Here is an 18,722-nt window from a genome sequence, read left to right as displayed (position 1 = left end):
TGCCAGGGGCTGTACGGAACAAGGGTGTTGTAGCACGGTGAAAAATCCTCAGATGGCGCGCTGATTGACACGCTTCATGAGTGCTTGCGCTGACTCTTTGCGCTCGGAATAACGATCTACCAGATAATCCTGACGGTCACGAAGCAGCAGCGTGAATTTCACCAACTCTTCCATCACATCCACGACACGGTCGTAGAACGGGGAAGGTTTCATCCGGCCGTTGTCGTCGAATTCCATATAGGCCTTCGGCACGGAGGATTGGTTGGGGATGGTGAACATGCGCATCCAACGTCCCAGCACTCGCAGTTGATTGACCACGTTAAACGACTGCGAGCCACCGCACACCTGCATGACGGCGAGGGTTTTGCCCTGGGTCGGGCGGACCGCACCCATCGCCAGTGGCACCCAATCAATCTGCGCTTTAAACACTGCGCTCATGTTTCCGTGACGCTCTGGAGAGCACCAGACCTGCCCCTCGGACCACAGCACCAGATCACGCAGTTCCTTCACCCGCGGATGATCGTCGGGTGCGTCATCCGGCAGCGGTAAACCTGACGGATTGAAGATCCGCGCCTCAGCACCGAAGTGCTCCAGCAGTCGAGCGGCCTCCTCTACCATCAGCCGACTGAAGGAGCGCTCGCGGGTCGATCCGTACAGCAGCAAAATGCGCGGCTTGTGAATGGAGGTCTTTTCGATACCGAGTTTGTCTGCCGATGGGAGATCAATCAGTTCGGTATTGAGTTGGGGGATAGGGTCATCAAACATAGTCTTTGTCCTGCGCAATGGCGCTCTTGGGTTCATCGAACCAGCGGCGTTTCAACCAGAGGGCCACGCCGACCAGAGCAATCAGTACCGGCACTTCCACCAACGGGCCAATCACCGTAGCGAAGGCGACCGGGGAAGCCAGGCCGAAGGTGGCAATGGCCACGGCAATCGCCAGTTCGAAGTTGTTGCTCGCGGCGGTGAAAGCCAGTGCCGTGGTGCGTGGGTAATCAGCCTTGAGCAGCTTGCCCATCCAGAAGCTTATGAAGAACATCACCACGAAATAGATCGCCAGGGGGATCGCAATACGCAATACATCCAATGGCAATTGCAGCACCACGTCGCCCTTGAGGCTGAACATGGCCACGATGGTCAACAGCAGTGCCACCAGCGTCAGCGGGCTGATCTTGGGAAGGAAGCGCTCCTCAAACCAGGCTTCGCCCTTACGAGCAATGAGGATCTTGCGGGTCAGGAATCCCGCGAGGAACGGCACACCCAGGTAGATCAGGACCGACTCGGCAATGCTGAAGAAGTTGGTTTCGATCACACTGCCTTCCAGCCCGAACAACGGCGGCAACAGCCCCAGAAAGACCCAGGCATAGAGACTGAAAAACAGGATCTGGAAGATGCTGTTGAACGCCACCAGTCCGGCGACGTATTGGTTGTTGCCACCCGCAATCTGGTTCCAGACCAGTACCATCGCGATGCAACGAGCCAAGCCGATCAAGATCAGCCCGGTCATGTACTCCGGATGGTCGCGCAGGAAGATGATCGCCAGCGCGAACATCAGTACCGGTCCGATGACCCAATTCTGGACCAGAGACAACACGAGGATGCGCTTGTCCTTGAAGACTTCGGGCAGTTCCTCATAACGCACCTTGGCCAGAGGCGGATACATCATCACGATCAAGCCGATCGCGATGGGGATGTTGGTGGTGCCCACAGAAAGACTGTTGAGCCACTGCGGCCAGCCTTCGAACAGGCTCCCCAAACCGATTCCCAGGGCCATGGCGAGAAAAATCCACAGCGTCAGGTATCGGTCCAGGAAGGAAAGGCGGCTTTTACTCATGATCGTTGCTCCTGTGGTTACAGCGTGCCAATCAGGGCCAGCTCAGCCTTGAGCTGCTCGGCACTCAGTTGGGACAGCGGTAAAGCCAGGAAGGCTTCAATACGGGTTTTGATCTGCTCCACGGTGGCTTCAAAAGCCGCCTCGATCTCGTCTTGCGTGCCGTGGTACTCCGAAGGATCAGCCAGCCCCCAGTGGGCTTTGGTGGCCGGTCCGAAAAATACCGGACAGGCTTCACCAGCTGCCTTGTCGCACACCGTGATAACGAAGTCAGGTGCCAAGTTCACATGGACATCGCTGGACTTACTGAACAGACCGAGCGTCGAAATACCAGCATTCCCCAATGTTTTTAGGCTCAGCGGATGCACTTCGCCTTTGGGTTGACTGCCCGCGCTGTAGGCTTTCATGCCTTGCGGTGCCAAGTGATTGAAGATCGCTTCACAGAGGATGCTGCGGCAGCTGTTGGCAGTGCAGAGGAACAGGATTTTCATCGAGCGGTCTCGTAGTCGAAGGCGGAATCAGGCGATTTTGCTTTCACAGCACACGGCTGCTCGTTCAGGACGGTTACCCATTTCATCAAGGCGTTTGGCATCAGTGCTTAACCAGTGCTTGTTACTTTGGAGCGTTGTGGTCAGCACTTGATGAACCCAATCAGGGAGATTCGGGTGCAGTCGGTAATACACCCATTGGCCTTGTCGGCGGTCCGACAACAGGCCGCAAGTTCGCAGTTGTGCGAGATGCCTGGAGATTTTTGGCTGACTCTCGTTCAACGCGCAGGTCAGCTCGCACACACAAAGCTCTCCTTCACGGGTGATGAGCATCATCGTGCGCACCCGAGTGTCGTCAGCCAGGCATTTGAAAACAGCGGTCGGTGTCAGATGGTCAGCCATATCATTTTCTCAGTGTTTGTTTTTGACCAAGACGAACATCTTGATGCGCTCATGAATTTCGTGAAGCGTGTGGCGCAATGCGTCGGGTTTGGTGAGCGGATCGACCTGAGCTGGGGCGGCGCCGGCGCTGAACGCCTCAACTCAGCCTATATGCGGTTTATCGAATATATGATTTTACGCATGCAAGGTAAAGCCCATGCACCGCAAAAGTTCGAAAAGGACCGCCCCCTGTCGAGCCCCACAGCGCTACGCCCCCTCGCGACGCCCCGGCGGCTTCCCTCGCCACTGGTTTGCATCTTGGTGCTCACCGCGACTGCGGTGTACATGGGGCTTCATATCGGTACTGTTGGGGATATGGGCTCACTGCCTGATAGGTTGCCTATCTTCATGTGGCCTGACGACGCGGGGTCTGGGGAGACAAGAGGAGACTTACCGCAACACTGCATTCACTTCTAGTCGTCATCACTGTCGGCGCATCGTTGGTGTTGCCGGAGGCAAAAATCACATTACCTGCGGGATTTCTAACTACATTCAGTCATCACCCTCCAAATGGCCGTTTTCTGCCTAGACTTGCTCTTGTCCGCCGTGCAGATGCTTTCGGAGCATGGAACTGTACGAAAAACCAAAACAAGAGGAATCCCCCCAATGTTCAAACCTATGTGGAAAGCCGTCGCCTGCGCCCTTGCCCTTGGCACCCTGAGCACGGCCATGGCTGCAGATCCGGTGATTATAAAGTTCTCCCACGTCGTTGCAGAGCAGACACCCAAAGGCCAAGGCGCGCTGTTGTTCAAGAAGCTGGCGGAAGAACGCTTGCCCGGCAAGGTCAAAGTAGAGGTCTACCCCAACTCCTCGTTGTTTGGCGATGGCAAAGAGATGGAGGCCTTACTGCTCGGGGACGTCCAGATGATTGCACCGTCACTGGCCAAGTTTGAGCATTACACCAAGACCGTTCAACTGTTCGACCTGCCTTTCCTGTTTGATGACATCAGCGCTGTTGACCGTTTCCAGCTGAGCCCGCAGGGCCAGGGGCTGCTCAAGTCCATGGAAGACAAAAACATCACTGGACTGGGCTATTGGCACAACGGGATGAAACAACTGTCCGCGAACAAAGCGCTGCGAGTGCCCGGTGATGCCCGTGGCCTGAAGTTCCGGGTGCAGGCCTCTGCCGTGCTTGAGGAGCAGTTCAAGGTCATACGCGCCAATCCGCGCAAGATGAGCTTCGCCGAGGTGTATCAGGGCTTGCAGACCGGAGTGGTGAACGGGGCGGAGAACCCTTACTCCAACATTTACAGCCAGAAGATGCATGAAGTGCAGAAGTACATTACCGAATCCAATCACGGCGTGCTGGACTACATGCTGATTACCAACACCAAGTTCTGGAACGGTTTGTCGCCAGAGCTTCGCAGCGAGCTGGACAAAATCCTCGTCGAAGTCACCACTCATGTGAACAAAGAGGCCGAGCAACTGAACCAGGACGCCAAGCAGAACATCATCGCGGCCAAGACCACCGAGATCATTACCCTGACGCCTGAGCAACGCGAGCAATGGCGTGTCGCGATGAAGCCGGTGTGGAAGAAGTTCGAAGGCGATATCGGCGCCGAGCTGATCACTGCCGCTGAAGCTGCCAACCAGGCCCAATGATCGGTCGCCGGCAAGTGTTGCCGCCCTGGCAGCACCTGCCGTCGTTCGCTACAGGAGATGCCATCCATGAATGCTCTTCGGCGCATCTGGGAACACTTCGAGGAAGGCTTCATCGTCTTCCTGCTGGCCGCCATGACGTTGGTAACATTCGTCTACGTTGTCCTCAACAACCTCTACACCCTGTTCTATCGCCTCGCTGAGAATTGGGAAGGCGCCAGCGAATCGCTGTTCGCCATCGGCGACGGGGTCATGGGAATGGCCCAGGCGATGACCTGGAGCACTTCGTTGACCAAGGCCTTGTTTGGCTGGCTGATTTTTTTCGGGCTGTCGTACGGCGTGCGCACGGCCGGCCATATCGGCGTTGATGCGCTGGTCAGAATGGCCAGCAAACCGGTGCAACGGTTCATTGGCATCATCGCCTGCCTTTTCTGCCTGACGTATGCCGGTCTGCTCAGCATTGCCAGTTTCGGGTGGATCCAGACCCTGATGATTGCGCACATAGGGGCCGAAGACCTGGGCCAGTACGGGATCATGCAATGGCACATCGGGTTGATCGTCCCCGTAGGGTTCGCCTTGGTCTTCATCCGTTTCGCGGAAATTCTCGTGCGCATCCTCCAGAACAGGCAGACCGGCCTGGGCTTGGCCGATGAAGCCGCAGATGCGATGAAGCTGACTGAACACGAGGATGACAAGTCATGACCATTGCCTTCCTGTTTGCATCACTGTTCGTGCTGATGTTGATCGGCGTTCCCATTGCTATCTCCCTGGGGTTGGCGGGCTCACTGACCATCGTTTTTTTCAGCCCGGACTCCGTGCGCTCACTGGCGATCAAACTGTTCGAGACGTCGGAGCACTACACGCTGCTGGCCATCCCGTTCTTTCTGCTCGCGGGGGCCTTCATGACCACCGGTGGCGTCGCTCGGCGGCTGATTGACTTTGCCAATGCCTGTGTCGGCCATATCCGTGGTGGTCTGGCCATTGCTGCCGTGTTGGCGTGCATGTTGTTCGCTGCCCTCTCCGGATCGAGCCCAGCCACTGTCGCCGCGGTGGGTTCGATTGCCATTGCCGGTATGGTCCGCTCCGGTTATCCGCAGGCCTTCGGCGCGGGGATCGTCTGCAACGCGGGGACCCTGGGCATCCTGATACCACCCTCGATCGTGATGGTGGTCTACGCGGCCGCGACCGAAACGTCTGTCGGCAAACTGTTTATGGCGGGCGTGGTACCGGGCTTGCTGCTGGGGCTGGCGTTGATGGTGGCGATCTACATCGTCGCCGTGAAGAAAAACCTGCCCGCCATGCCGCGCGCGACGTTCCGTGAGTGGCTTGGCACTGCACGCAAGGCGATCTGGGGCTTATTGCTGATGCTCATCATCCTGGGAGGTATCTACTCCGGGATGTTTACCCCCACCGAAGCGGCGGCGGTGGCGGCCGTGTACTCGGCCTTCATCGCCTTGTTCGTCTACAAAGACTTGACGTTTCGCGATACGCCCAAAGTCCTGCTGGACTCGGCCAAGCTGAGCATCATGCTGATGTTCATTATTGCCAACGCCATGCTCTTCGCCCATGTGCTGACGACCGAACAGCTACCGCAACAGATCACCGCGTGGGTGATTGAAGCGGGCCTGACGCCGGTGATGTTCCTGCTGGTGGTGAACATTGTGCTGTTGATTGCAGGGGCCTTTATGGAACCCTCGGCCATCATCCTGATCCTGGCACCGATCCTCTTCCCCATCGCCATGAAGCTGGGTATCGATCCGATTCACCTGGGCATCATTATGGTGGTGAATCTGGAGATCGGCTTGATCACGCCGCCCGTGGGTCTGAACCTGTTCGTGACCTCTGCTGTGACGGGCATGACACTGCCGGCAACCATCAGAGCCGCCATGCCGTGGCTAATGATTCTGCTCCTGTTCCTGATTCTGATTACCTACGTGCCTTGGATTTCCCTGGCGTTGCCAAACTGGCTGGGCATGAGTTGATGCCTGCTTGTCCGGGTACTGGGCGTTCGTATCCGGACAGGGCTTTCACATTTGTGCTTCTGGCCACTTATTGTTGTCCTGCGTCCGTCCAGCAACTCCATAGCGCCACGGAGGACGGATTGCTGACAGGTGGCCCCAGCCACTTGCTCATCTCATGACATTGCTGATCGAAGCATATCTGGTAGTCACCTGCTTGCGGGATACGGCCAAGGTTCAGCGGTTGCAAGGGCGGCAGTTGGCGTTGATAGTGCCAACTGCCTTTTACCAACCTGGCCGCAGGGGGAATTTCCATGCCTGCGCCATTCCCCTTGACCCTGGCCTCAGTGAGCACCAGCCCCTGTTCCGAGACGCGGTAGTCTTCTTCCCAACGAATTTTTTCAATGGTGTGATTCCAAGCCAGGGTAAAGCTTGAAACAGGGAGTTGGGCCCAGGCGACGCCGGCCAAACCCAGGCACAGGCCAATCATGCTATGGCCGGTCCGACACGACGAGACCGCCAGACATGCTGAAGTATTATCAACACCCCCAGCACAAAACCGATTTCGTCAGTCAACGGCAGCGCAACGACCAACAAAGCACCGGCCGCGAAACTCAATAAACGCTCCCAAATCGGCATCTTCTGTTGCAGATAGCCCGTGGACGTCATTCCCCAAAGGCCAACGGCCAACATCGTCTTCACCAACATGTAGGCCGTCATCCACAAATTCTCGCCTTGCATCATGAGCGCAGGGTTGTAGACCGCCATGAAAGGAATGACAAAGCCAGCCAGAGCAATACGCACCGCCCACAGACTGATCTTGAATCCTGTTTCCTTGGCGATGGGCGCTGCGGCAAAGCATGCCAAAGCGACCGGTGGAGTAAGGTCTGCAAGAATTCCGAAATAGAAAACGAACATGTGCGACACAATCAGCGGCACACCCAACTCCAGTAAGGCGGGTGCTGCAATCGAACTGGTGATGATGTAGTTGGGAATCGTCGGGATACCCATACCCAACACCAGGCAGGTAACCATCGTCAGTATGAGTGACAACAACAGGTTATCCCTGCCGATGGCCAGTATGTAACCGGCAAAGGTCGAGGCTATGCCCGTCAATGACACTACGCCGATGATGATGCCCACCAGCGCGCAAGCAATCCCTACCGGCACCGCATGACGAGCACCTTCTACCAAGGCATGCAGGCAAATACTCAGGGTTTCTCGGCCTCCCTGAATGAACCAGCAGATGACCACCAATGTGGCGATCACCGCGAAGATCACGCTGATACCCAACTGGAAAAAACCGACGCAGAGGACACCCAGCGCGATCCAGAACGCACACCGCAACGCGAAACTGGATACCCGAAGAATGATTGCCGAACCAAGAATAACGATGGCTGTTAGCGCCAGCCCCACCATTCCGGAGAATAGCGGGGTACGTCCCGAAAACAGCAGGTAGACCAGGACAAAAAGCGGAATCAGCAAATACCAGCTTTCCTTTACTGCTCCCCATGCACTGGGACATTGGTCTTTGGGTAAACCCTTGAGGTCGGAGCGTTTTGCCTCAAGGTGAACCATCCAGAACACCGAACCGAAATACAGGATGGCTGGAATCAACGCAGCTTTGGCGATCTCTACAAACGGGACATTAATGGTTTCCGCCATAATGAAGGCGACAGCCCCCATCACAGGCGGCATCAGTTGGCTGCCCATGCTTGAAGTTGCCTCTACGCCGCCAGCAAATGCTGCCTTGTAGCCGAAGCGCTTCATCAATGGAATCGTGAACTGTCCGGTCGTGACAACGTTTGCAATGCCTGAGCCTGTGATCGTTCCCATCAAAGCCGATGACGCGACCGATACTTTTGCCGGCCCTCCGAGTTTGTGGCCAAACAATCCCATTGCGAAGTCAGTGAACAATTTGATCATTCCCGCCTGTTCGAGAAAGGAACCGAACAAAATGAACAGGAAAATATAGGTCGCGGAAACGTAGGTTGGTGTTCCGTAGAGCCCCTCGGTGCCGAATGACAACTGGTTGACGATTTGATCGAGTCCGTAGCCTCGATGTGCCAGGTCGCCTGGCAGGTATTCCCCCAATAGACCGTATGCCAAAAACAGTCCACAGATGACAGGCAACGCGATACCCATCACCCGACGAGCCGCCTCAAACACCAATGCAATCAATACCAGTCCAACCACCATGTCGGCCGATGTCAGGTCACCTGAGCGCTGGATCAAATCCGCCTCGAAGAACCATTGATACACGGCAGTGGTAATCCCGGCGAGGCTCAATATCCAGGCCAACGGCTGCCAAGGACGTGCTCTGCCATACGCCGGGTAACTCAGAAATACCACCCACAGCAGGAAACCAACGTGCACCGCGCGCAGCACCTGGCTGGAAACAGGCGCAAACGCGGCGGTGACAATCTGGAAAACTGAAAACAACAACGCCACGTAGAACAGCGTCTTAGGCCAGTCGCGTAGGTTGGCGGCGATGCCATGATGATCTTCGCTCATTGGGTACCTGCCTCAAAAACTGGATAGGAGGGTACGAACCGCTCTATCGCTCAAGCGACCATCCCCGTGGCGCATTTTTGGATTACAGCGCTCCTGCTTCTTTGTAGTAGCGCTCGGCACCGGGATGAAGTGGGATAGGCAGATTCTTGGCAGCGCTCTGCAACTTGATGTCCTTGGCGGCTGAGTGAGAATTACCTAAGCGAGTCAGGTTTTCGAACATCAGCTTGGTCATCTGGTAGGCAACGTCATCCGAAACGTCCTCACGTGTCACCAAAATATTGGTGATCGCCACCGTAGGCACTGATTCGGGCTGTCCGTCGTAAGTATTGGCCGGAATTTGTGCTGGCTGATAGGCGGCATTGCCGATTTTCGCAACCACATCAGGAGGGATGGAGACGTAGTTCAATGCCATGGTTGAGGAGAGATCGCGGATGGCCGCCATTCCTAACCCCGAGGACTGAAGCGTGGCATCTAACTGACGGTTTTTGATCAGCTCGACCGACTCCGCAAAGGGTAGGTATTGGACTTTGCTCATGTCTTCGTACGTCAATCCCGCTGCTTTGAAGATTGCACGCGCGTTCAGCTCGGTACCGGATTTTGGGGCGCCGACGGAGATGGTTTTCCCTTTCAGATCCGCCAAGGTTTTAATGCCGGACTGTTTGTTCGCGACAATTTGAATGTAGTTCGGATAGGCGCCTGCAATTGCTCGCAACTTTGTCAGCGGGGCCTTGAATCCCGCATCTTCCACACCGTTTTTTGCATCAGCCACAGAGTCCCCAAGTGCCAGAGCGAGCTCCCCACGACCAGCTTGTAAAAGGTTGAGGTTTTCCACCGAGGCTTTGGTCGCCTGGACAGACGTCTTCACCCCCGCTATCCCATCGCTGTATATCTGTGACAGCCCAACCCCAATCGGGTAATAAACCCCACTCGTACCACCGGTGAGGATGTTGATGAACACAGGCGCGGCGTTAGCTGCGCTCGAGACTGTCAACGTAGCGATGGCCGCAAAGAGACTAAAGCGTTTGTTTACTCGCATGGAAATTCTCCGTCTTGTTATGGCTTTATGCAGAGTCTTTCTACTGTAGTCGAAACCAACGCCTTGGGAGGGAAGATGAGTTAGCCTAATCATTTAGGGCTTCTCGAACGGTCGCTGGGATATCGGGATTCCCTCCGAAAAAAATGCCAGTCAGCTTAGCTGACTGGCATTATTCTCACAGGGTCCTTTGCACTGAAGTGTGTAATCACCAACCGCAACTGCTGTAGTCGTAACGACAGAGAAACCGCAGTATTTCTTTGCCTCGAGAAATACTGCGCTCATCTCAAGCGAGATTACTTGGCTGCGGCCGCACTCACTTGGGCGCTGCAGCGGCGCAGAACGGTGACGCCAGCAATCGCAGCGAGAATCGAACCAATCAATACCCCGACTTTGACTTCATCGACCAAATGAGGCGATCCGGGGAACGCCAGATTGCCAATGAACAAGCTCATGGTAAAGCCAATGCCACACAAGAGCGCTACGCCATACAGCTGTACCCAGCTACTCCCTTGCGGCAACTTGGCCAGGCCAAAACGAATAGCCAGCCCCGCCAACAGGAAAATACCGACCTGCTTGCCCACCAACAGCCCCAGCGCGACACCCAGCGGAACGGGGTCAACCAGGTTTTCCAGGGAAATACCGGCCAATGAAACACCGGCGTTGGCGAAGCCGAATATCGGCACCACCGCAAATGCTACCCATGAGTGCAGCTTCTCTTCGAGGAACATCAAGGGGGAACGTGCTTCTTCTTCCGGCTTGCCCATGGGAATGCACATTGCCAGTGCGACGCCCGCCAAGGTGGCGTGCACTCCCGATTGCAGCACGAAGTACCACAGCACGCCCCCAAGCAGGAGATACGGGAGCAGCCGTCTTACGCCCAATCGATTCATTGCGATGAGAATGACCAGCGTCGCGAGTGATGCCAGCAACATCGGCATGGAAAGACCCGATGTATAGAAAAAGGCAATGATCACGACCGCGCCGAGATCGTCAATTATCGCCAACGCGGCGAGGAATACCTTCAGTGAAATCGGAACTCGCTTGCCCAGCAGGGACAAGACACCCAAGGCAAATGCGATGTCGGTAGCAGCAGGTATGGCCCACCCACTCAAGGTCTCAGGGTGGCCCCAGTTGATTGCGATGTAGATCAGCGCAGGGACAACCATGCCGCCCAAGGCACCAAATCCCGGCAAAGCGCGCTGGCCCCAGGTGGAAAGCCCGCCCGCCAGCACTTCTCTTTTAATCTCGAGGCCGACCATCAGAAAGAAAATCGCCATCAACCCGTCATTCACCCAATGCGCAACAGACATGCCCAACCAAGCCGTGTGCAAGACTGCAAAGTAACCTTGGGATAGAGGGGAGTTAGCGACAATCAGGGCAGCCAGCGCTGCGCCCATCAGCACAAGACCTCCCGCAGATTCCGACGAAAGGAAGCGGGCCAGAATTGCGGCAGCTCTAGGGGTTTCGACTGTAGTTTGCTGCTTGCTCATCAACGTCCTTGGGATCACTTAAAAGGCAATATATTAACAGCTGGCCTAGATAAACATGGCTACATTCCACAGCAAAACAAAAACACTCTCGGCGCTCTGGATGAGGGCTAACACAGCTGCGCGAGTAACGATATCGATACCATCACCCTCCTTCAAGTCGAAAGAGCTGGGGCCGATGAGCGATTGGACGGGCCGTAAGAGAGGGTTGTCACTGCAGAGCACTGGAGATGGACGTCCGTTCGACAATCCACAGTCGTGCTGCTCTAGCTCCATCTGCCGAGCGACGGTTGGGTTTGATTTCCCGGTTACCAAAAGCACCAGAGGTGCTGGACGAGACCTCGGTCGATAGCAGTAATCAATCAAGCCAAGGAGCTCGTATCATTGATCTATTATTTTGAGCACACCCATATACAGACTAATAAGTAATTAAAAATCAAAGCATTGAAGCTACTCCGGCTCATGTTTTGATGGATGAGACTGACGCAAATTACAGCTTTCGATATTTCATACATCGCCACGCCTACCCTGAACAATATTAGGCGCCGGCGTCATCAATCCTGCGAGAACGGATTACCAAATAAATATCTTGTCACACTACCGACCGCTAAAAACCTGACCTGAGTCAATAATCATAAAACTGTTGTTTGCACGCCCCCCTTAGTTCATATCAACTGGATAATAGAGAGCACGCAATAACATCCAACGACTTTTTAGCATTCTGCTATAACCAGACTCGCCCTTGAACACCTCAGCCCCTTTCAGTCGAACTGTGCGCACAGGAGATACTCATTGATGAAGGCGGTGGCCGACGCAACAACCGAGCAAACACCCACTTCCTCGAATTCCGTGGCCTGGCACACCCTTCCCGCAGAGCGGGTGACGAACCTGCTGGACGTCAATGAACACGTCGGACTGGAGGCTGCCGAGGTTCAAACAAGACTTACCCGCACGGGCTTAAACCGCCTCCCAGAAGCAGTACGGCGACCTGCATGGCTGAAGTTTTTGCTGCAATTTCACAACATTCTGATTTACGTGCTCCTTGGTTCCGCTGCAATTACCGCGATGCTGCAACACCTGTGGGATACCGTGGTGATTCTGGCAGTGGTTATTGCAAACGCAATCATTGGCTACGTCCAGGAAGGCAAAGCGGAAAAAGCCATGGACGCTATCCGGCAGATGCTGGCACCGCACGCCGCCGTGATTCGCGCAGGCCAACGCTTAAGTATTGTGGGCGAGGAACTGGTACCGGGCGATATCGTATTGTTGGAGGCGGGAGACAAAGTCCCTGCTGATTTACGCCTGCTGCACGCGAACAGACTACAGATTCAGGAAGCCATTCTTACCGGTGAATCCGTCCCCGTAGAAAAACATACCGAACCCGTAGGCCTTGAAGCAGCCCTGGGTGATCGGACCTGCATGGCGTTCAGCGGCACACTCGTGACTTGCGGGCAAGCAACAGGGGTTGTCGTTGCTACCGCAGCAGCTGCTGAAATCGGACGCATCAGTACACTGCTTGCCGGAGTAGAAACGTTGACCACTCCGCTGGTGCAGCAAATGAACGTATTTGCGCGTTGGCTGACGATCTTGATCTTGTTAGTCGGCGGCCTTCTGCTCGTGTTCGGCCATTATGTCGGGCACTACGCGTTCACCGATATCTTCATGGTCGTGGTCGGGATGTCAGTAGCGGCGATACCTGAAGGGCTGCCCGCCGTCCTCACCATCACGCTGGCTGTCGGCGTTCGGGCAATGGCTCGCCGCAACGCCATCGTGCGTCGCCTGCCGGCCATCGAAACGCTCGGCTCGGTATCTGTCATCTGCACTGACAAGACCGGCACACTTACCCGCAACGAAATGATGGTGGCATCGGTAGTGACGAACGATCTCATCTTCACGGTCGATGGCGCTGGTTATCAGCCAGCGGGAAGCATCAGCCTTGCAAATCAGCTAGTCGACATATCGACTCACCCTGCGCTGGCAGAACTGGGGAGAGCAGCCGGCCTGTGCAACGATGCTGTACTGCGCCTGCATGATGACTTATGGAAGGTAGAGGGTGACCCAATGGAGGGTGCCTTGCTGGCATTTGCCGCAAAGACCGGTATCGATAGTGGTGAAGATCATCGGGCCTGGCCCCGCACCGATGCCATTCCGTTTGACGCGAAACACCGTTTCATGGCGACCCTGCATCATAACCATGATCGAAAGGCTTCTATCTATGTGAAGGGCGCGCCAGAGCAAATACTGGCCATGAGCACGCAGCAGCTCGTAAACGCTGGCGGGACTGAACCGCTCAACGCGGACTACTGGCACGAACAGGCAAACGCCATTGCTGCCAAGGGGCAGCGTGTATTGGCGTTTGCAGTTAGATCAGTTCCTCCCGACCACACCGTGTTGGAGTTTGGGGACGTACAAGGAAGGTTAACCCTGCTAGGCATGGTCGGACTGATTGACCCGCCTAGACCCGAGACGATAAAAGCAGTTCAACAATGCCAAGCAGCAGGCATTGTCGTAAAAATGATCACTGGCGATCACGGCGGTACCGCCGCCGCTATCGGTCGCCAGATTGGCTTGCAAAATCCCGACAGTGTGCTGACTGGCGTTGACCTGGACGTAATGAACGATGCCGCCCTTAAGGAAGCGGTAAAGCACGTCAATATTTTTGCGCGCACCAGCCCAGAACATAAGCTCAGACTGGTAATGCTGCTGCAATCGAATGGCATGACAGTGGCCATGACCGGCGATGGCGTCAACGATGCACCAGCACTAAAGCGAGCCGATGCCGGTATCGCCATGGGTGGAAAAGGCAGTGAAGCCGCCAAGGAAGCCGCAGACCTGGTGCTGGCCGATGACAACTTCGCGTCCATCGTTGCTGCGGTGCGCGAAGGCCGGACGGTCTACGACAACATCAAGAAAGTGCTGAGCTGGACACTGCCTACCAACGCGGGCGAGACCATGACCATCATCGTGGCCCTGCTACTCGGCCTTACGCTGCCGGTGACGCCAATACAGATTCTGTGGATCAATCTGATTACCGCCGTGACACTCGGCATCGCGCTGGCATTCGAGCCTACCGAAGAAAACACCATGCGCAGACCGCCCCGTTCACGCAAGGAGCCACTCATAAGTGCTGCATTAGTCTGGCACATGGTGCTTGTTTCTATTCTGTTCCTCTGTGGTGTTTACGGCATTTTTTCGTATGCGCTCGACCGTGGCTACTCCGTGGAGTTGGCCCGAACCATCGCGGTGAACACGCTAGTCGTGATGGAAATATTCCATCTGTTCTTCATTCGTAATCTCTACAGCACATCGCTTACCTGGAAAGGCATTCGCGGCACCAAGGTCGTGTGGATGACCGTCGCCGTGGTGACCTTAGCTCAGTTCGCCATCACGTATGCGCCACCGCTGCAAAAGGTGTTTGCAACGCAGGCAATCCCCTTCGTTGATGGCTTGCTGATCATCGCGGTTGGCGTTGCGCTCTTTGCCATCATCGAGATTGAAAAACAGATTCGAATCCGTTTGTCCGAGTAGAACGGGTTGCAAGCTGGCCATACACTAACGACAAGCATCTTCATGCCACTGAAAGAGGATCCGGAAAATGTATAAAATACTTGTAGCTGTCGATGGTTCCGAGCATTCGGAACGGGCGGTGCGTTACCTTATTGGACTGATCCAAGATGGCGGATTACTGGGCGGTAGTGTTGAGGTACATCTGGTGAATGTGCAACCACTTTTACCCACTCGAATCGCGCACGACATGAGCGAGGATGAGCGTGATCTTTACTATGGGGATAATAGTGCTGAGGACTCACAAAAAGCAGAGGCGCTTCTGAAGCAAGAAGGAATTGCATTCGCACTTCATACCTTACAAGGCGATGCCGCCAGCCAAATTGTCGCGTGCTCGCATTCCCTAGGATGTGACAGCATCATCCTAGGTTCACATGGCAACGGTTTTCTGGCGGGGATCTTTCTCGGTTCTGTCGCGGCCAAGGTGATTCAACTTTCGGATGTACCCATAACCTTAGTCAAATAATAGATCGTGAATTGCTCGTTGCTGGCACGACCCAAGCTGCATAGAGCATCCTGCACTCGCTGGCGCTGGTTGTATCCGGTATCTCGGTACACCTGCTCAATGTCCTCAAGCAACTGGGAATCGCGACCGCTGTGGCCTTGGCAGGTGCTGTCTGGCCTGTAAAACTACGAAATGTTGTTGTGGCTGAGATACGTCAACCGCCAAGTTGTCTTCTAAACAGGCACATCGCGAACAAATCGCATCAAGCTGGGCATGATGTAAGACGCATCCTGACCGACACCTCTGAGTGTCGCTGAAGCAAAGTTCCGTTGCTTCGGCAGACCGACAAAATACAACCCAGGCACGTGCTCGGCCTGGCCGTTACGATGAGCCCAATATTCTTTGCCTGGGCATTCCAACCCGCTCAAAAATTCCAGATTCCGGCGAAATCCTGTCGCGAACACCAAGCTATCGACTTCAGTGTGCTGTCCATCTGCCCAGATCACACCGGTTGGTGTTATCGCCTCGAACATCGGCTTACGCTCGAAAAACCCTTGCTTCAGGGCTCGACGATAGATCCCGTCATCAAGCACCGGCGTACTTTGGTCGTTCAACCAACGGGTCTTTTCCAACCCCGTCCAATTCAGCCACGCATGAAAATCCACACCCAGTAACTTTTGCGGAAAAAACCGAACTGGCTCCTTGCTGGCCAGCACAACGTTACTCACGTGGGCCAGTTCATAAGCAATTTGAACAGCCGAGTTTGCAGCACCGACCACCACCACCCGTTGATCACCAAAGCCATCGGTATTTCGATACTCCGCGCTGTGCAAACTGCGCCCGAGAAAGCCCTGAAGCCCTTGAATATCGGGAATGAAAGGCTGATTGAATCCGCCCGTGCACACGACTAGTGCCCTGGAGCAGAAAATGTGTCCATCGTCTGTTTGAATCTGAAACACCTCGTGCTCTCTTCGTACATGCTGCACACGGGTGGACTGACGAACTGGCAATTTGAATGCCTTTGCATAGTCTTCCAGGTAACGTACGACATCATCACGAAGCGGGTAATGATCAGGATCGGCCGGGAAGCACATGCCTGGCAATGATGAGTAAGCAGCGGGAGAAAACAGCTTCAGACTGTCGTAGTAATTGCGCCAATTCCCGCCCGGAGACCGCTCAGCATCCAAAATCAGGAACCTGAGGTTTTGCTGCTGTAAGTGCCAACCACACGCTAATCCTGCCTGGCCTGCGCCGATCACAATAACATCCAGGACTTCATTCATTACATTCATATATGCACACCTATGCACACTACAGAGTAAAAAAAACTATTCGGACGCACCTGGACAGCAAAATGGGGCAAAGCTTCTCATATGCTGAAGAATGGCTTCGAGGCGTGTCACCACTGCCGGACCATCCACCTCATAGAACATCTGCCTACTGACCTTGGTGCCGCGGACGATACCTGCCTCCAACAGCACTTGCAGATGCCGGGAAACAACTGAACGCTCCTGGGGCAATCCTTGCGCAATCTCTCCAATATCGGCGCGCCCGAGTTGCATCACGCGCTTGAGCACAGCTACACGCGAAGGCTCGCAAAGCGCCTTGAAGAAAGCGCCATCGAGTGACTCGATTGCAGCGTCAATTGCGCGGGATCGGTTAAGGATTCGATTGGTCATGCCGCCGACTATATGTGCACAACCATGCACACGTCAACACTCTGCAATTGCACCTCTCCTAGGGCTAAAGGCTGTCGGCCATTGGCAATCACCGAGAGCGACGACGAGCGCTGTGGCGATCGCTACGCTACAAAAAAGGACCGGAAGGTCCTTTTTTCTATCTCCTGGAAACGAGAAATATCGCAGCCTGCGGCGACTCAATAATAACGTCGCGGATCGGAATCGATCAGGCTGGCCAGTTTGGTCAGGGCAAAGCGCAGTTCGTCCTGGCTGGTGGGCGACATCAACACCAGTCGCACACAACGGGTGCTCCCGGACCGTTCAGCCTGGAACTGGGTGCCACTGAGCACCAGCACACCGTTGGCCCGAGCGAGCATGCTGAATTCGTCACTGGTCCAGGGTTCGGGCAGCGTCAACCAGACGTGGTACGAATAGGGCTGGGTCTTGAGTTCGAAATTGGCAAAGATTTCCCGGGCAATCGCTTGCCGCCCGGCGGCTTCGTTGCGCTGGATGCGGATCAGCTTTCTGTCCAGGCCGTCGATGATCACATTGCTGGCCAGTTGCGCAGTCAACGGCGACGGCATCCAGACGCTGCTGCGCACCATCGAGGTCAGGCGCGACAACAGTTTCGGCGGACTATAGATATAGCCGATGCGAAGCGCCGGCATGACCGACTTCGACAAGCTGGTCAGGTACACCGAACGCTCCGGCGCAAACGCCGACAACGGTTTGATCGACGGGTCGGTGGCGAGGAAGCCGTAGATGTCATCATCCAGGATGATGAAGTCAAACTCTTCGGCCAGTGCCGCGATTTGTGCTCGGCGTTTTTGCGACATGATCGCCGCCGTCGGATTCTGGCAGGTCGCGACGCAAACCAGCATCGCCGGCTTCTCCCGCAGGCACACTTCGCGCAGCGCTTCGGGAATGATTCCTTCATCGTCCATCGGCACGCCCCGCAGGCGGCGCTCAAGGCCATGGGCCAGGGAAATGATGCCGGGGTAGCAAAGCTCTTCACAGAGCACCAGGTCGCCGGCGCTGGTCAGGGCGCTCATCGCGACCATCAAGCCATGCTGGGCGCCGGCGGTGATCACCACTTGCTGCCATTGTGCATCGGGCAACGAATGGCGCAACCACTGCGCACCCGCCTCGCGATGAGCCGGGTGACCGCCGTCCGGGGCGTAATCCAGGGTACGGGCAAAATCGGTGCTCTGGGCCATGCCCACCAACGCGTCGCGCAACCAGTATTCCAGGGTTTCGCTGTTGGGCTTGATGATCGACAGATCGAGTAATTCAGATTGCCCCAGGTTAAGCGGCGCGACGCTGTTGCTGGCTGGCAGTTCCAACTGCTTCTGATTGAGCACATAGGTGCCCCGCCCTACTTCCCCCTGCACCAGACGACGTCGATGGGCTTCGCTGTAGGCCCGGCTGATGGTGCCCGGCGTGACATTCAGGGTGGTGGCCAGCTCCCGCAGGGTCGGCAGGCGATCACCTTCGTTCAATACGCCGTTGCTGATATCGCGCGCCAACGCATCAGCAATCGATAAATACATCGGCTGGCTGAACTCGCTTAGCTGGGGAACCCACATGAATGATTACTGCCCATCGTAGAAATGATCAATATCGGAGCATATCACATAGAAACCACGCAACAAATCAATCGACTCAACCAATAAATTGAGTCGA

At 55.5% G+C, this 18,722-nt stretch carries 16 protein-coding genes and 2 pseudogenes; 6 read left to right on the top strand and 12 right to left on the bottom strand.

The annotated features are described in order from the left end of the window. Nucleotides 1-48 precede the first annotated feature (48 nt). The 5 genes and pseudogenes from arsH to AACY45_RS18025 form a co-directional block, all read right to left on the bottom strand. Entirely contained in the window at nucleotides 49-765 is a 717-nt protein-coding gene (arsH, locus tag AACY45_RS18045) for an arsenical resistance protein ArsH (RefSeq protein WP_339546705.1), read from the bottom strand. Next, on the bottom strand, nucleotides 758-1,831 hold the full coding sequence (gene arsB / locus AACY45_RS18040; RefSeq protein WP_339546704.1) for an ACR3 family arsenite efflux transporter: 1,074 nt from the start codon (nucleotides 1,829-1,831) through the stop codon (nucleotides 758-760). The genes arsH and arsB overlap by 8 nt, the downstream gene beginning before the upstream one ends. Nucleotides 1,832-1,848: 17 nt before the next feature. Then, the gene (locus AACY45_RS18035) at nucleotides 1,849-2,319 is read right to left on the bottom strand and encodes an arsenate reductase ArsC (RefSeq protein ID WP_339546703.1); all 471 of its coding nucleotides are present in this window, start codon (nucleotides 2,317-2,319) and stop codon (nucleotides 1,849-1,851) included. 27 nt (nucleotides 2,320-2,346) lie between these two features. After that, the gene (locus AACY45_RS18030) at nucleotides 2,347-2,718 is read right to left on the bottom strand and encodes a metalloregulator ArsR/SmtB family transcription factor (RefSeq protein WP_339546702.1); all 372 of its coding nucleotides are present in this window, start codon (nucleotides 2,716-2,718) and stop codon (nucleotides 2,347-2,349) included. Between the two features lie 9 nt (nucleotides 2,719-2,727). Beyond that, nucleotides 2,728-2,805: pseudogene (locus AACY45_RS18025) on the bottom strand (arsenate reductase ArsC); the annotation flags it as partial. A 186-nt stretch (nucleotides 2,806-2,991) separates the two neighbouring features. Between AACY45_RS18025 and AACY45_RS29300 the strand changes: the two are divergent. The 4 genes and pseudogenes from AACY45_RS29300 to dctM form a co-directional block, all read left to right on the top strand. Continuing rightward, nucleotides 2,992-3,117, top strand: a pseudogene (locus AACY45_RS29300) (SulP family inorganic anion transporter); the annotation flags it as partial. A 246-nt stretch (nucleotides 3,118-3,363) separates the two neighbouring features. Further along, on the top strand, nucleotides 3,364-4,359 hold the full coding sequence (locus tag AACY45_RS18015) for a TRAP transporter substrate-binding protein (RefSeq protein ID WP_445261197.1): 996 nt from the start codon (nucleotides 3,364-3,366) through the stop codon (nucleotides 4,357-4,359). A 66-nt stretch (nucleotides 4,360-4,425) separates the two neighbouring features. Then, a complete protein-coding gene (locus AACY45_RS18010) occupies nucleotides 4,426-5,058 on the top strand; it encodes a TRAP transporter small permease (protein ID WP_339546700.1) in 633 nt (210 codons plus the stop codon). Beyond that, nucleotides 5,055-6,338 (top strand): C4-dicarboxylate TRAP transporter large permease protein DctM, encoded by a 1,284-nt coding sequence (gene dctM, locus AACY45_RS18005; protein ID WP_339546699.1) that lies wholly within the window; start codon nucleotides 5,055-5,057, stop codon nucleotides 6,336-6,338. The genes AACY45_RS18010 and dctM overlap by 4 nt, the downstream gene beginning before the upstream one ends. A gap of 67 nt (nucleotides 6,339-6,405) precedes the next feature. Here the strand turns inward: dctM and AACY45_RS18000 are convergent, their stop codons facing one another. The 4 genes from AACY45_RS18000 to nhaA all read right to left on the bottom strand — a co-directional run bounded on the left by AACY45_RS18000 (nucleotide 6,406) and on the right by nhaA (nucleotide 11,354). Next, on the bottom strand, nucleotides 6,406-6,804 hold the full coding sequence (locus AACY45_RS18000) for a DUF1850 domain-containing protein (RefSeq protein ID WP_339546698.1): 399 nt from the start codon (nucleotides 6,802-6,804) through the stop codon (nucleotides 6,406-6,408). After that, nucleotides 6,801-8,828: a TRAP transporter permease gene (locus tag AACY45_RS17995; protein ID WP_339546697.1), complete on the bottom strand. Its 2,028-nt coding sequence runs from the start codon at nucleotides 8,826-8,828 to the stop codon at nucleotides 6,801-6,803. The genes AACY45_RS18000 and AACY45_RS17995 overlap by 4 nt, the downstream gene beginning before the upstream one ends. An 82-nt stretch (nucleotides 8,829-8,910) precedes the next feature. After that, nucleotides 8,911-9,864, bottom strand: a complete 954-nt coding sequence (locus AACY45_RS17990; RefSeq protein WP_339546696.1) for a TAXI family TRAP transporter solute-binding subunit — start codon at nucleotides 9,862-9,864, stop codon at nucleotides 8,911-8,913. A 293-nt stretch (nucleotides 9,865-10,157) separates the two neighbouring features. Next, complete coding sequence (nhaA, locus tag AACY45_RS17985; protein WP_339546694.1) at nucleotides 10,158-11,354, bottom strand: Na+/H+ antiporter NhaA; 1,197 nt, start codon at nucleotides 11,352-11,354, stop codon at nucleotides 10,158-10,160. Nucleotides 11,355-12,146: 792 nt separating this feature from the next. Between nhaA and AACY45_RS17980 the strand changes: the two genes are divergently transcribed. Beyond that, the gene (locus AACY45_RS17980) at nucleotides 12,147-14,879 is read left to right on the top strand and encodes a cation-transporting P-type ATPase (protein ID WP_339546693.1); all 2,733 of its coding nucleotides are present in this window, start codon (nucleotides 12,147-12,149) and stop codon (nucleotides 14,877-14,879) included. 67 nt (nucleotides 14,880-14,946) lie between these two features. After that, nucleotides 14,947-15,381, top strand: coding sequence for a universal stress protein (locus tag AACY45_RS17975; protein ID WP_339546691.1), 435 nt, complete (start codon nucleotides 14,947-14,949; stop codon nucleotides 15,379-15,381). Between the two features lie 212 nt (nucleotides 15,382-15,593). Here AACY45_RS17975 and AACY45_RS17970 read toward each other — a convergent pair whose 3' ends face one another. From AACY45_RS17970 to AACY45_RS17960, 3 genes are all read right to left on the bottom strand, one after another. Further along, nucleotides 15,594-16,652, bottom strand: coding sequence for a flavin-containing monooxygenase (locus AACY45_RS17970; protein WP_339546690.1), 1,059 nt, complete (start codon nucleotides 16,650-16,652; stop codon nucleotides 15,594-15,596). A gap of 36 nt (nucleotides 16,653-16,688) precedes the next feature. Continuing rightward, a complete protein-coding gene (locus AACY45_RS17965; RefSeq protein ID WP_339546689.1) occupies nucleotides 16,689-17,039 on the bottom strand; it encodes an ArsR/SmtB family transcription factor in 351 nt (116 codons plus the stop codon). A gap of 197 nt (nucleotides 17,040-17,236) precedes the next feature. Beyond that, complete coding sequence (locus tag AACY45_RS17960; RefSeq protein ID WP_339546688.1) at nucleotides 17,237-18,625, bottom strand: aminotransferase-like domain-containing protein; 1,389 nt, start codon at nucleotides 18,623-18,625, stop codon at nucleotides 17,237-17,239. Nucleotides 18,626-18,722 lie beyond the last annotated feature (97 nt).

The organism is Pseudomonas sp. RA_35y_Pfl2_P32 (assembly GCF_963970735.1).
Lineage (GTDB): Bacteria > Pseudomonadota > Gammaproteobacteria > Pseudomonadales > Pseudomonadaceae > Aquipseudomonas.
Note: the sequence above shows the minus strand (reverse complement) of the source record. Positions and strands in the feature narration are given on the sequence as shown.

What these genes read in the sequence shown, in the direction of transcription:
- arsH (WP_339546705.1), bottom strand. Translation starts at nt 765, where the DNA reads ATGTTTGATGACCCTATCCCCCAACTCAATACCGAACTGATTGATCTC.
- arsB (WP_339546704.1), bottom strand. Translation starts at nt 1,831, where the DNA reads ATGAGTAAAAGCCGCCTTTCCTTCCTGGACCGATACCTGACGCTGTGG.
- AACY45_RS18035 (WP_339546703.1), bottom strand. Translation starts at nt 2,319, where the DNA reads ATGAAAATCCTGTTCCTCTGCACTGCCAACAGCTGCCGCAGCATCCTC.
- AACY45_RS18030 (WP_339546702.1), bottom strand. Translation starts at nt 2,718, where the DNA reads ATGGCTGACCATCTGACACCGACCGCTGTTTTCAAATGCCTGGCTGAC.
- AACY45_RS18015 (WP_445261197.1), top strand. Translation starts at nt 3,364, where the DNA reads ATGTTCAAACCTATGTGGAAAGCCGTCGCCTGCGCCCTTGCCCTTGGC.
- AACY45_RS18010 (WP_339546700.1), top strand. Translation starts at nt 4,426, where the DNA reads ATGAATGCTCTTCGGCGCATCTGGGAACACTTCGAGGAAGGCTTCATC.
- dctM (WP_339546699.1), top strand. Translation starts at nt 5,055, where the DNA reads ATGACCATTGCCTTCCTGTTTGCATCACTGTTCGTGCTGATGTTGATC.
- AACY45_RS18000 (WP_339546698.1), bottom strand. Translation starts at nt 6,804, where the DNA reads ATGATTGGCCTGTGCCTGGGTTTGGCCGGCGTCGCCTGGGCCCAACTC.
- AACY45_RS17995 (WP_339546697.1), bottom strand. Translation starts at nt 8,828, where the DNA reads ATGAGCGAAGATCATCATGGCATCGCCGCCAACCTACGCGACTGGCCT.
- AACY45_RS17990 (WP_339546696.1), bottom strand. Translation starts at nt 9,864, where the DNA reads ATGCGAGTAAACAAACGCTTTAGTCTCTTTGCGGCCATCGCTACGTTG.
- nhaA (WP_339546694.1), bottom strand. Translation starts at nt 11,354, where the DNA reads ATGAGCAAGCAGCAAACTACAGTCGAAACCCCTAGAGCTGCCGCAATT.
- AACY45_RS17980 (WP_339546693.1), top strand. Translation starts at nt 12,147, where the DNA reads ATGAAGGCGGTGGCCGACGCAACAACCGAGCAAACACCCACTTCCTCG.
- AACY45_RS17975 (WP_339546691.1), top strand. Translation starts at nt 14,947, where the DNA reads ATGTATAAAATACTTGTAGCTGTCGATGGTTCCGAGCATTCGGAACGG.
- AACY45_RS17970 (WP_339546690.1), bottom strand. Translation starts at nt 16,652, where the DNA reads ATGAATGTAATGAATGAAGTCCTGGATGTTATTGTGATCGGCGCAGGC.
- AACY45_RS17965 (WP_339546689.1), bottom strand. Translation starts at nt 17,039, where the DNA reads ATGACCAATCGAATCCTTAACCGATCCCGCGCAATTGACGCTGCAATC.
- AACY45_RS17960 (WP_339546688.1), bottom strand. Translation starts at nt 18,625, where the DNA reads ATGTGGGTTCCCCAGCTAAGCGAGTTCAGCCAGCCGATGTATTTATCG.